Genomic DNA, 12,342 nt, shown 5'->3' on the forward strand with positions numbered 1-12,342 from the left:
TTGATGGGTGACAGCTAACGATTCGTTATTTCCAATACAATGTTACAAGCAATGTTATCAAGGGGCATTTATGCCGACTTGACGTGCAATAGTGTCGCTACGTCATCCCGCAACGGCAAAGTTGGGCCCGAACTCTTGCATTTGCCTGGAGGCGCCATCGGGGGCATAGGCATGCTCGCATCAGGAAGGCCATCTCATGTCCCCAACCACCGACCGCCTCTGGGTCGACCACGCCATCCAGACCATCGAGGCCGATTTCAACCGGTCGGCGGATACGCATCTCCTGCGGGTGCCCCTGCCCGGCGCTCCCGCCATCGCGCTTTATCTCAAGGACGAGTCGACCCATCCGTCGGGCAGCCTGAAGCACCGGTTGGCCCGGTCGCTGTTCCTGTATGGCCTGTGCAATGGCTGGATCGGGCCGACCACGACGGTGATCGAGGCGTCGAGCGGGTCCACGGCCGTGTCGGAAGCCTATTTCGCCCGCATGCTGGGCTTGCGGTTCATCGCCGTGATGCCGCGCTCGACCTCCGCCGAGAAGATCGCCCAGATCGCCTTCTACGGTGGAGAGAGCCATTTCGTGGACAGCCCCGCCGAGATGTATGCCGAGAGCGCCCGGCTCGCGGAGACCCTTGGCGGGCACTACATGGACCAGTTCACCTATGCCGAACGGGCGACGGACTGGCGCGGCAACAACAACATCGCCGAATCGATCTTCAGCCAGATGGCCCATGAGGAGCACCCCGTTCCGGCCTGGATCGTCGTCGGCGCCGGCACGGGCGGGACCTCGGCCACGCTGGGGCGCTACATCCGCTACCGCCGCCTGCCCACGCGCCTGGGGCTGGCCGATCCGGAAGCCTCCGTGTTCCACCGGCACCTCGCGGACCGCCGCGTGTGCACCGTGGACTGTGCCCCGTCCCTCATCGAGGGGATCGGCCGCCCCCGCTGCGAGCCGTCCTTCGTGCCGGAGCTCATCGACCGGGCGGACGCGGTGCCGGATGCGGGCAGCATCGCGGCGGCCCGGGTTCTGTCCCGCCGGATCGGGCGATCCTGCGGCGGCTCGACCGGGACGAACCTCTGGGCCGTGGCCGGGATCGTGAGCCGGATGGCGGAGAGCGGGGAGAGCGGATCCGTCGTGACGCTCTTGTGCGATTCCGGGGAGCGCTATCGCAGCACCCACCTGAGCGACGATTGGCTCGCCTCGCGGGCCATCGACATCCGGCCCGCGGAAGACGCCATGGAACGCTTCTTCGAGACGGGCCGGTTCGACCGCCCTACGGCCTGACCCCTCCCCCGGAGGTCCCATTGCGGCGGCCCCCGCGCCATGCTCTGATCCGGGCCGGTCGAGCCATTAGTATGACGGAGCGGGCATGCGTCCCAACCTGCGCGAGGAGGATCCGCTCCAGGAAATCACATCCTTCGCCGCCCACCGCCCTCTGGAGACGGACCTCGTCGCCTCCCTCATGCGACGCCACGAGGTTGCGGCGGAGCGGCTGATCGGCTGGCTGAGGGTGATCAGCGGCCTGTGCATCTTCCTGACGGTGATCGTGGCCGACGGCATCATGGACGGTTTCGCGCCGACACCGACCGGCCTGTTCGAGCGCAATGCATGGATCGCCTCGATCGGGTTCCTCGTCCTGGGCGCCGCGAGCATTCTCCTGGCGGCGCCGCAGCGCTGGCGTCATGCCTACGCCTACCTGTTCATGACGCTCGACGTCGGGCTGGTGCTGGGGATCGCCTACGCGGCCGTCGGGGAGCGCGGGCTGCCGGGGAACGCCCTGCCATCGACGCCGATCGCCTGGGCGGCTCCGCTGCTGCTTGCGGTGGGTGCGCTGCGCTACGACGTGAAGGTCCAGCTTTGCTCCATCGCCCTTCTAACACTGGGTTTCGTCGCGATCGCGGTAGGCCTCAACCACGAGCTGATGCTGGGTCCCGGGCAGGGACCCGGCAACGACCCGGCCTGGAGCCGCCTTTTCACGATGCCCGTCAACGTCATGAGATTGTCCCTTTTGGTCCTGGCCGGGTCCGCGACGGCGTTCGGCATCGTGCGTTCGCGCCGGATGCTCGCATCGGCGGTGCGCGACGCGGTCGGGCGGGCAAGCCTCTCCCGCTTCCTTCCGGCCGAGATCGCCCCACGCATCGCGGAGGGCGACGCCGCGCTGCGGCGCGGACGGCGCCAGCGCGCCGTGATCGTCTTCGTGGACATCCGGGATTCGACCTCCATGGCCGAGGGCATGGACCCCGAGCGCCTGTCCCTGTTCTTCACCGCCTTCCGGGCGCGCATCCTCGGCAGTGTGCGGCGCCACCACGGCTTCGTGGACAAGTTCATCGGCGACGGCGCCCTCATCCTGTTCGGCGTGCCCGAGGAAGGCAGCGACGACGCCAACCGCGCCCTCGCCTTCGCGCAGGATCTGGTCGGCATCGTCGAAGCCTGGAACGCCACCAAGGAACTGCCCCACACCGTGCGGATCGGGATCGGCATCCATGTGGGCGAGGTTTTCTGCGGAATCGTCGGAGACGAGGAGCGGATGGAGTTCACCGTCCTGGGCGACGCCGTGAACGTCGCCTCCCGCCTCGAGCAGGCGACCAAGCATTACAGGGAAACCATCCTGGCCTCCGGCGCGGTCGTGGAGGGATCGTCCGGCCGGACGGCCTGGCGGGAGATCGGCCGGGAGCCGCTGGCCGGCCGGCGGGAGCCGGTCGTCATTTTCGCGCCGGCCCTGCGGGACGTCGTCTAGGGGAGCCTCGCGAGAGGGGCCTGCGTGGACTTGACGCTCTTCGTCACGATGTAGGTGAAATAGCGGTCGATCCCGAGATCCTGGGTCAGCAGCCGGTCGATCAGGCGCTGATAGGCATCGATATCGTCCGCGACCACCTTGAGGATGTAATCGACGCCCCCGCCCGTGGCATCGCAGGCTACGATGCCCGGCTCCCCTAGGACGGCAGCCTCGAAGCGCTGGAAGTCCGCCTGTTGATGGCTTTTGAGCATGATCTCGACCAGCACCGAAGTCCGGCGAGCCACGGCGTCGAGGTTGATGCGAGCCGTATAGCCCAGGATGACGCCGCCCCTTTCCAGGCGACTCAACCGCTCCCAGCAAGCCGTCGGGGAGAGGTTCACGGCCTCCGCAAGCCGCAGCTTGGTCATCCGGCCGTCTTGCTGGAGCGCCGCGAGTATCTTGAAGTCGATCCTGTCGAGTTTCATGGCTATCCAGAGCACCGGTAGAATGTCATGATTAAACCAAGACAATCGCCTGAGACAATCCTCCGAGACGACCCCATGCCCGGACCCGGCTCACCTCTCTTCTCAAGCGTCGACACCGACGGCGCGATCATTCTCGCGGATTGGAACCCTGTTCTGCTGAAGCGTCAGGGTGCGACGAAGCACAAGATCCTGACCGAGCGCATCATCGCGGATATCGACGCCGAGATCCTGCCCGCCCGCGCCCGGATGCCGACGCACCGCGACCTGGCGCGCCAGCTCGGCGTGTCGGTCCAGACCGTGAGCATCAGCTACAAGGAGGCCGAGCGCCGAGGCTACCTGCGGGGGGAGGTCGGACGGGGCACCTTCGTGCGCAGCCGGATCACCGAAAAGGCCGACCGCTTCATGCTGGACCGCAACCCCGGTGAGACCATGGACCTGTCCATCGTCCGCGCGGTCTATACGGAAGCGCACGAGGACGCCTCCCGGGCCGTGATGGGCAGCCTGTCCCAGGCCGACAACAGCGCCTTCATGCGCCCCTGCCGCCCGATCGCGGGCCTCGACCGGCACCGGGCCGCGGCGCAGTCCTGGCTGCGAGGCCTCGGCATCGAAGCCACGCAGGACCGCATCCTCATCACCAACGGCACGGCTCATGCGCTGTTCCTGGCGGTGGCCGCCGTGGTGCAGCCGGGCGAGATCGTGCTGACCGAGGGCCTGACGGATCACGGCATCATCGGGCTGTCCAACGTGCTCGGCTTCAGCCTGCGCGGCCTGCCCACGGACCGGGAGGGCATCCGGGTCGACGCCCTGGAGGAAGCCTGCGCGGCGGGCGGCGTCACGGCTCTCGTCCTCGTGCCGACCCTCGGCAATCCCACGAGCCACGTCATGGGCGCCGAGCGTCGCCGGGCCGTGGCGGAAATAGCCCGCCGCTATGGCGTCTTCGTCGTCGAGGACGAGGTGTACAAGCCGCTGCTCGACGAGCCCCTCCCCTCCATCGCGGCCATGCTGCCCGATCTCGGTTTCTTCGCCACGAGCTTCACGAAGTCCGTCATGACAGGCCTGCGCACCGGCTACCTCGTGGTGCCGCCGCAATACGGCATCCGCGTTGCGAGCATCATGCGGGTCACCACCTGGAGCGCCACGAACCTCTCGGCGGAAATCGCCACCCAATGGGTCGAGGACGGCACCGCCGGGAGGCTGGTGGAGTTGCAGCGCCGGGAAGCCCGCGCCCGCCAGGCCATCGTGTCCGAGATCTTGGGCGAGCACGTGGCCCAAACCCATCCCCTGTCCCTTTGCGCCTGGCTGCGGGTGCCCCCGCGCTGGACCGAGGAAGGCCTCGTGCGGGCACTTGCCCAGAATCAGATTGCCGTGACGCCGTCGGACCCGTTCATGGCGGGGGGAACGAGCGGCGGCGGCATCCGGATCTGCCTGGGCGGGCGCCTGTCCCATGCGGCGCTTGCGGAGGCCCTGCGGATCGTCAAGCGGACCTTCGAGCAGCTGCCGCCGGTCTATGATGTAAGCTCGATCGCCTGACGACCAGCGGTCGACCCGTCGGCGAATTGTTTCATGACAATATAAAGATTGACATGAAAATTGGTGCATCCCACCATCGCTTTGTCCTGGAAAACTCCAGTCGGCAAGGGTGGCGATGCTGTCGATCCGTTTGCACCGTTCCAGTCAGTGGGCTCGCCGCGCGGCCGCCGGGAGCGGTCCGGCATGAGCCGGGTCGGCCTCGACAGGATTGCGGCGGCGGCCGAACGCATCGCCGGGCATGTGCGGCGCACGCCGCTCGACCCTTCCCCAAGCTTGTCCCGATCCTGCGGCGTCCCTGTCTTGCTCAAGCGCGAGAGCCGGCAGACCACCGGTAGCTTCAAGCTGCGCGGCGCCACGAACGCCGTTCTGTCGCTGGGAAGCGAGGCGCGGGCCAGGGGCCTCGTCACCGCCTCCACCGGCAACCATGGCCGCGCCCTCGCCCACGCCGCGAAAGCCGCGGGAGTCCGAGCGGTGGTGTGCATGTCGGCACTCGTCCCTGCCAACAAGGTGGAGGCCGTGCGAGCGCTCGGCGCGGAGATTCGCATCGTCGGTCGATCCCAGGACGACGCCCAGGACGAGGTGGACCGCCTCGTCCGCCAGGAAGGCCTGGCCGAGATCCCTCCCTTCGATCACCCGGATGTCATCGCGGGCCAGGGCACGGTGGGCCTGGAAATCGCGGAGGATTGCCCACAGGCCGAACTCGTTCTCGTCCCCCTTTCGGGCGGAGGCCTCGCGGCCGGGGTCGCGGCGGCGATCAAGGGCAAGCTGACCCAAGCCCGCGTGATCGGCGTCTCCATGGAGCGCGGTGCCGCCATGGCGGCGAGCCTCCTGGCGGGCAGGCCCGTCTCCGTGGAAGAGTTGGAAACTTTCGCGGATTCCCTGGGTGGCGGGATCGGCCTCGCCAACCGCTACACCTTCGCCGGGTGCCGCGATCTCCTGGACGGCACGGTTCTGCTGACCGAGGACGAGATCGCGGCGGGAATCCGTCACGCCCATGCCCAGGACGGCGAGGTGCTGGAAGGGGCAGGCGCGGTCGGCATCGCGGCGCTGCTGGCGCGCAAGGTCCCCTTGAGCGGTCCCGTGGTGGTCCTGTTGTCCGGGTCCAACATCGATCCGGTCCGTCACCGGGCTCTCGTGGGCGGCGATGCCACAACCGCAGCGGGGGCCTGGTGATGGCCCAGATGGTCATTCTCACCGAGCCGGATCTGCGCCGGATCGTCAGGCTGGACCAGAGCGCGGTCGCCTGCATCGAGGACGCCTTTCTGGCCCTTGCCACCAAGCCCGTGGTGATGCCGCCGATCCTGCGCCTCGACATTGTCGAGAACCGGGGCGAGGTGGACGTGAAGAGCGCCTATGTGCCGGGCCTCGACGGCTTCGCCATCAAGGTCAGTCCCGGCTTCTTCGACAACCCGAAGATCGGCCTGCCGAGCGTCAACGGGCTCATGATGCTGCTCAGCACGAGAACCGGCCTTGTCGAAGCGCTTCTCCTCGACAACGGCTATCTCACGGATATCCGCACAGCCGCCGCCGGAGCCGTCGCCGCCAGGCACCTGGCGCGGGAGGATTCGCAGAGCGCCGCCATCTTCGGGGCGGGGATCCAGGCACGCCTGCAATTGCAGGCGCTGACCCTCGTGCGTCCCATCAAGCGGGCGGTGATCTGGGCCCGGGATCCCACGAAGGCGGAAGCAGCCGCGCGGGAAGCGGCGCAGGCCCTCGGCATTCCGGTCCAGGCGGCCTCCACGCCCGAAACGGCTTGCCGCGACGCGGACATCATCGTGACGACGACCCCGGCCGAGCGGCCGATCCTCGAGGCCCAGTGGATCCGGCCTGGCCAGCACATCACGGCCATGGGCTCGGATTCCGAGCACAAGAACGAAATCGATCCGGCGCTCTTGCCCCGCGCGACCTACGTGGCCGACAGCCTGGCGCAGACGCGCCGCCTCGGCGAGTTGCATCACGCCATCCGCCTCGGCCTCGTGCCCCCGGACAAGGCCTTCCCCGAACTCGGGCAGATCGTGGCCGGACGGGCTCCAGGCCGCGCGAGCCCGGAGGCCATCACCCTGTGCGACCTCACGGGCACAGGGGTGCAGGACACCGCCATCGCCACCCTGGCCTGCCGCCGCGCCACGGAAGCGGGCGCCGGCAAGGCCATCGACACACTAAAATCTACCGGAGAAACGCCTTGAGCGCCCCCAATCTCAATTTCAGCCGAGCGGAATATGCCGAGCGCCTCGCCAAGACGCGTGGGGCGATGGAAAAGGCCGGGATCGACCTCCTGATCGTCACCGACCCGTCCAACATGCACTGGCTGACGGGCTATGACGGCTGGTCGTTCTACGTCCATCAATGCGTGCTGGTGCCGCCGGAGGGAGAGCCGATCTGGTATGGGCGCGGCCAGGACGCCAACGGCGCCAAGCGCACGGCCTACCTGTCCCACGACAACATCATCGGCTACCCGGACCATTACGTGCAATCCACGGAACGCCACCCGATGGACTACCTGTCCGGCATCATCGCGGATCGCGGCTGGGACAAGGGCACCATCGCGGTCGAGATGGACAACTACTACTTCTCGGCGGCCGCCTACGCGTCCCTCGTGGGTCACCTGCCGAACGCCGCCTTCAAGGACTCCGTCTCTCTCGTGAACTGGCAGCGCGCCGTCAAAAGCGCCCAGGAAATCGAGTACATGAAAATCGCCGGCCGCATCGTGGAGAAGATGCACCAGCGCATCCTCGACAAGGCGGAGCCCGGCATCCGCAAGAATGACCTCGTGGCCGAGATCTTCGATGCCGGGCTTCGGGGGGTCGACCAATACGGCGGCGACTATGCCGCCATCGTGCCGCTCCTGCCCTCGGGCGAGGAAGCCTCCGCGCCGCACCTGACCTGGGACGACAAGCCCATGCGGGCCGGAGAGGGCACGTTCTTCGAGATCGCGGGCTGCTACAAGCGATACCACTGCCCGCTGTCGCGTACCGTGTTCCTGGGCAAACCCACCCAGGCCTTCCTCGATGCCGAGAAGGCCGTGCTGGAAGGCATGGAGGAGGGGCTCGCGGCGGCAAAGCCCGGCAATGCTTGCGAGGATATCGCCAACGCGTTCTTCGCGGTGCTGAAGCGCTACGGGATCGTCAAGGACAACCGCACGGGCTATCCCATCGGACTGAGCTATCCGCCGGATTGGGGCGAGCGCACCATGAGCCTTCGCCCCGGCGACAAAACCGTGCTCCAGCCCGGCATGACCTTCCACTTCATGACCGGTCTGTGGCTTGAGAACATGGGCCTGGAGATCACCGAGAGCATCGTCATCACCGACAAGGGCGTCGAGTGCCTCTCCGACGTGCCGCGCAAGCTGTTCGTGAAGCCATGAATGCCGGGGTGAAGCCTCTGAGGAGCCCCGCCCAGCGCCTCTCTCCCATCAAGGCCAGCGTCGACTTCGAAGCCGATGGGGTGCAGCACGGCTTCCTGCGCCTGCCCTACAGCCGGGACGATTCGGCCTGGGGATCGGTGATGATTCCGATCACGGTGGTGAAGCGGGGGGATGGGCCGACGGCCCTTCTCACGGGCGCCAACCACGGGGACGAGTACGAGGGCCCCATCGCCCTCTTCGACCTCGCCCGAACACTGACCGTGGACCGGGTCCAAGGTCGCGTCATCATCGTTCCGGCCATGAACTATCCGGCGTTTCAGGCCGGAACCCGTACGTCTCCCATCGACCGGGGCAACCTCAACCGCAGCTTTCCGGGCCGCCCGGACGGGACGGTGACGGAGAAAATCGCGGACTACTTCCAGCGCACTCTGCTGCCCCTGGCTGATATCGTGCTTGATTTCCATTCCGGTGGCCGCACCCTCGACTTTCTGCCTTACGCGGCCGCCCATGAGCTGGCGGACAAGGACCAGGAAAGACGCTGTTTCGATGCGGTCGCGGCCTTCGCGGCGCCCTATTCCATGCGGATGATCGAGATCGACGCGGTCGGCATGTACGACACGGCCGCCGAGGCGATGGGCAAGGTCTTCGTCACCACGGAACTGTCGGGAGGCGGCACCGCCACGGCCCGGACGGCGCAAATCGCCAAGCGCGGCACCCTGAACGTGCTCAAGCATGCCGGGATCGTCTCCGGCGCGCCCGAGATGGGACCGACTCGCTGGCTCGACATGCCGTCCGCCGAGTGCTTCCGCTTCGCGGAGGATGACGGTCTCGTGGAGCCTGTCGTGGACCTCGGCGATCCGGTGCGGGAGGGCGACGTGATCGCCCGCGTCCATCCGGTGGGCCGGACCGGGCTCGCTCCCGCGGAATACCGCGCCGCCCTCGATGGCGTGCTGGCCGCCCGGCACTTCCCGGGCCTCGTGAAAACCGGCGACTGCCTCGCGGTGGTCGCCACGGTGGAGGATTGACCACACCCCAATACCGCCAGCGCACGCGCTGCAAGCCGGATCAACCGGCACGCGGATCCCCCAACATCCAGAGGAGAAGACCAGATGAAGAAAACCATCCTTTCCAGCGTCGCAGCCCTCGCTCTCGTGGCAGGCATCGGAGCCGCTCAGGCCCTCACCCTCGACGAGGTGAAGAGCAACGGCTACGTGCAGGCCGCGACCGCCAACGAAGTGCCCTACGGCTACATGAAGGAAGACGGATCTGCCGCCGGTATTGGGCCTGACGTGGCGATCGCGGTGTTCAAGAAGCTCGGCGTCAACGAGGTCAACTGGACCGTGACGCCCTTCGGCACCCTGATCCCCGGCCTCAAGGCCCGCCGTTTCGCTCTGGCGGCCGCCGAGCAGAACATCTCGCCCGAGCGCTGCAAGCAGGTTTCCTTCACGGAGCCGAACTCCAGCTATGGCGAAGGCCTCCTGGTGAAGAAGGGCAACCCGAAGAAGCTCACCACCTACGCGGACATCGCCAAGGACCCGTCCCTCAAGGTCGCCGTGGTGTCGGGCGCGAACAACATCGACTTCTTGCGCGCCGTCGGCGTGAAGGACAACCAGATCGTCGTCATCCAGGCCAACGCCGACGCGCTCGCCACGGTCCAGAACCGCGCGGACGCCTATGCGGCCACCGAGCTCACCGTGTCCAAGCTCGCCGAGGGCGGCGCGAACGTGGAGCAGGTCAAGCCCTTCACCGACCCGGTGGTGAACGGCAAACCTGTACGCAATTACGGCGGCTTCGCGTTCCGTCCCGAGGATCAGGCCCTCCGCGACGCCTACAACGCTGCTTTGGTCGAGTTTCGCAAGACGGACGAGTACAAGAAGATCCTGACCTCCTACGGCCTGAGCGAGGAAAGCATCAAGGCCGCCATGGCCAAGAACGTCGCCGATCTCTGCGCCGGCAGGTAACCCGCCGCATCCCTCGCACCGCCCGGCCCGGACCTTGCATGTCCGGCCGGGCGGAACCCTGTCGGGAAGGAGACGACGATGACGTGGTCGCAATATCTCGTGCCCCTGCTCAAAGGCGCGCAGATCACCGTGATGATCTCCCTGGCCTCGATCGTGCTCGGTGCGATCATCGCGTTCGTGGCCGGCATCGCCCGCACATCCGCCAACCCGGTCATCTCCGGCATAGCCTTCACGTATGTGGTGCTGTTCCGGGGCACGCCGCTCCTGGTCCAGCTCTTCTGGTTCTATTATGCCCTGCCCCTTGTGGGCGTTTCGTTCGATCCCATCACGACGGGCATCATGGTTTTGTCGCTCCTGACGGGAGCCTTCGGGGCCGAGGTGGTGCGTGGCGCTTTGCTGGCCGTGCCGCCGCAGCAGCATGAGGCAGCGCGTGCCTTGAACTTCAGCAAGTCCTATACGCTCTGGCACATCTCCATGCCGCAAGCGATCATCGAGATGATGCCCGCCTTTGGAAACCTGGCGGTCCAGAACCTGAAGGACACGGCCCTGGTTTCGCTGATCTCCATCGCCGACCTGACGTTCCAGGCCCAGTCGTTGCGCAACATCACCCTCGACAGCGCGACGGTCTATACGCTGACGCTCCTGGGCTATTTCATCATTGCGCTCTGCCTCATGGTCATCATGCGCCTTATCGAGATGAAGTTGCGGCGCGGCGCGGCCTTTCCCCGGAGCGCTCATTCATGATGTACGGCTATGAATGGGACACGACCACGACCCTGTCCTTCGCGCTCTCGATTCTGCCCATCCTGGGCATCGGCCTGCTCGTGACCCTGCAGGCGGCGGCGGTGGGTTATGCGATCGCGCTGGTGCTCGGCCTCGTCCTCGCTCTCCTGCGGCGGAGCCGCTTCAAGGCAATCTCCTGGACGGTAGCCTGCTTCACGGAGTTCGTGCGCGACACCCCACTATTGGTGCAGTTGTTCTTCCTCTATTACGTCCTGCCCGATTTCGGCATCATCCTGCCAGCCTTCATGACGGGCGCGCTGGCACTTGGGCTCCAATATTCCGCCTACACGTCCGAGGTCTATCGTGGCGGCATCAACGCCGTCCCGCGCGGCCAGTGGGAGGCCGCGACGGCCCTGAACCTCACCCGGCTTCAGACCTACAGGGACATCGTCGTGCCGCAGATGATCCCGCGCATCGTCCCAGCGCTCGGAAACTACCTCGTTTCCATGTTGAAGGAGACCCCGGTGCTCTCCGTGGTGACGGTGCTCGACATGCTCGGCCTCGCCAACATGATCGGCGAGCGCACCTTCGATTATCTCGTGCCGCTTTCCATGGTCGGCCTGATTTTCCTGCCCATGACCCTCATCTGCTCGGCCCTCATCCACCTCGTGGAGCGGGCTCTGCCCAAAAGCGGAATCCCCCTGCGATGACGACGCCCATCATCCGATTCCAAGATGTCACCAAGCGCTTCGGCGCCCTCACGGTTCTGGACGACTTCAATTTCGATGTCCGCCAAGGCGAGAAGGTAACCCTTATCGGTCCGTCCGGCTCCGGCAAATCCACTGTCCTGCGCATCCTCATGACGCTGGAGCCGTTCCAGGAGGGGAATCTCGAACTCGCCGGTCTCAGCTATCATGAGCCGCAGGGGCGGGGCGAGTTCAAGGCGAGTGAGAAGCACCTGCATCGGATCCGCAGCAATGTCGGGATGGTGTTCCAGAGCTTCAACCTTTTTCCTCATATGAGCGTTCTGCGCAACATCGTGGAAGCTCCCGTGGCGGTGCTGAAGATGAAGCGAGATGAAGCGGAGGGCCGTGCCGTGGAACTCCTGCGGATGGTGGGCCTGCTCGACAAGAAGGACCATTACCCGAGCCAGCTCTCGGGTGGCCAACAGCAGCGAGTCGCTATCGCGCGTGCGCTGGCCATGCGGCCCCGTGTCCTCCTCTTCGACGAGCCGACCTCGGCCCTCGACCCGCAGCTCGTCGGTGAGGTTCTGGGCGTCATCCGTGGGCTCGCCCACGAGCACGACCTGACGATGCTGCTCGTCACTCACGAGATGCGCTTCGCGCGCGAGGTCTCCGACCGTGTCTGCTTCTTCGACAAGGGGCGGATCGTCGAGCAGGGCGAACCGGAGCGGTTCTTCAGCAATCCCGAGCAGCCGAGAACGCGTGAATTCCTCAGTTCGGTGCTGAACGGCTGAACCACGGAGAGTCTCGGTTCGGCCGCCCGAATACCGAGACTTTCTCTGCCTCGCGCTCCGATAACCGAAAGCCTCTCGCCACTTCCGC

12 protein-coding genes are annotated in these 12,342 nt (G+C 66.4%); 11 read left to right on the forward strand and 1 reads right to left on the reverse strand.

Annotation, left to right across the window (positions count from 1 at the left end):
• The first annotated feature begins 196 nt into the window (after window positions 1–196).
• Together ILT42_RS01210 and ILT42_RS01215 are read left to right on the forward strand one after the other, a co-directional pair.
• Window positions 197–1,282, forward strand: a complete 1,086-nt coding sequence (locus ILT42_RS01210) for a PLP-dependent cysteine synthase family protein (RefSeq protein ID WP_204213484.1) — start codon at window positions 197–199, stop codon at window positions 1,280–1,282.
• An 85-nt stretch (window positions 1,283–1,367) separates the two neighbouring features.
• Window positions 1,368–2,735 carry an adenylate/guanylate cyclase domain-containing protein gene (locus ILT42_RS01215; RefSeq protein ID WP_204213485.1) on the forward strand — a complete coding sequence of 456 codons (1,368 nt, stop codon included), beginning with the start codon at window positions 1,368–1,370 and terminating at the stop codon, window positions 2,733–2,735.
• On the opposite strand, the gene ILT42_RS01220 is transcribed toward ILT42_RS01215, so the two are convergent.
• A complete protein-coding gene (locus ILT42_RS01220) occupies window positions 2,732–3,199 on the reverse strand; it encodes an Lrp/AsnC family transcriptional regulator (protein WP_204213486.1) in 468 nt (155 codons plus the stop codon). The two genes, ILT42_RS01215 and ILT42_RS01220, sit on opposite strands and share 4 nt — an antisense overlap.
• 75 nt (window positions 3,200–3,274) lie before the next feature.
• Between ILT42_RS01220 and ehuR the strand changes: the two genes are divergently transcribed.
• The 9 genes from ehuR (at window position 3,275) to ehuA (ending at window position 12,254) form a co-directional block, all read left to right on the forward strand.
• Window positions 3,275–4,729, forward strand: a complete 1,455-nt coding sequence (ehuR, locus tag ILT42_RS01225) for a MocR-like ectoine utilization transcription factor EhuR (protein ID WP_204213487.1) — start codon at window positions 3,275–3,277, stop codon at window positions 4,727–4,729.
• A gap of 183 nt (window positions 4,730–4,912) precedes the next feature.
• On the forward strand, window positions 4,913–5,902 hold the full coding sequence (gene eutB / locus ILT42_RS01230) for a hydroxyectoine utilization dehydratase EutB (protein WP_229428398.1): 990 nt from the start codon (window positions 4,913–4,915) through the stop codon (window positions 5,900–5,902).
• On the forward strand, window positions 5,902–6,915 hold the full coding sequence (gene eutC / locus ILT42_RS01235) for an ectoine utilization protein EutC (RefSeq protein WP_204213489.1): 1,014 nt from the start codon (window positions 5,902–5,904) through the stop codon (window positions 6,913–6,915). Before eutB ends, eutC begins: the two co-directional genes overlap by 1 nt.
• Window positions 6,912–8,093, forward strand: coding sequence for an ectoine hydrolase DoeA (gene doeA, locus ILT42_RS01240; protein ID WP_204213490.1), 1,182 nt, complete (start codon window positions 6,912–6,914; stop codon window positions 8,091–8,093). Before eutC ends, doeA begins: the two co-directional genes overlap by 4 nt.
• 17 nt (window positions 8,094–8,110) lie before the next feature.
• Window positions 8,111–9,118, forward strand: a complete 1,008-nt coding sequence (gene doeB, locus ILT42_RS01245) for a N(2)-acetyl-L-2,4-diaminobutanoate deacetylase DoeB (protein ID WP_229428399.1) — start codon at window positions 8,111–8,113, stop codon at window positions 9,116–9,118.
• An 84-nt stretch (window positions 9,119–9,202) separates the two neighbouring features.
• On the forward strand, window positions 9,203–10,054 hold the full coding sequence (gene ehuB, locus ILT42_RS01250; protein ID WP_204213492.1) for an ectoine/hydroxyectoine ABC transporter substrate-binding protein EhuB: 852 nt from the start codon (window positions 9,203–9,205) through the stop codon (window positions 10,052–10,054).
• A 78-nt stretch (window positions 10,055–10,132) separates the two neighbouring features.
• A complete protein-coding gene (gene ehuC, locus ILT42_RS01255) occupies window positions 10,133–10,798 on the forward strand; it encodes an ectoine/hydroxyectoine ABC transporter permease subunit EhuC (protein WP_204213493.1) in 666 nt (221 codons plus the stop codon).
• On the forward strand, window positions 10,795–11,487 hold the full coding sequence (ehuD, locus tag ILT42_RS01260; protein ID WP_204213494.1) for an ectoine/hydroxyectoine ABC transporter permease subunit EhuD: 693 nt from the start codon (window positions 10,795–10,797) through the stop codon (window positions 11,485–11,487). Before ehuC ends, ehuD begins: the two co-directional genes overlap by 4 nt.
• Complete coding sequence (gene ehuA, locus ILT42_RS01265) at window positions 11,484–12,254, forward strand: ectoine/hydroxyectoine ABC transporter ATP-binding protein EhuA (protein WP_204213495.1); 771 nt, start codon at window positions 11,484–11,486, stop codon at window positions 12,252–12,254. The genes ehuD and ehuA overlap by 4 nt, the downstream gene beginning before the upstream one ends.
• The last annotated feature ends 88 nt before the right edge of the window (window positions 12,255–12,342 follow it).

It is taken from the genome of Microvirga pudoricolor (genome assembly GCF_016892705.1).
Lineage (GTDB): Bacteria > Pseudomonadota > Alphaproteobacteria > Rhizobiales > Beijerinckiaceae > Microvirga > Microvirga pudoricolor.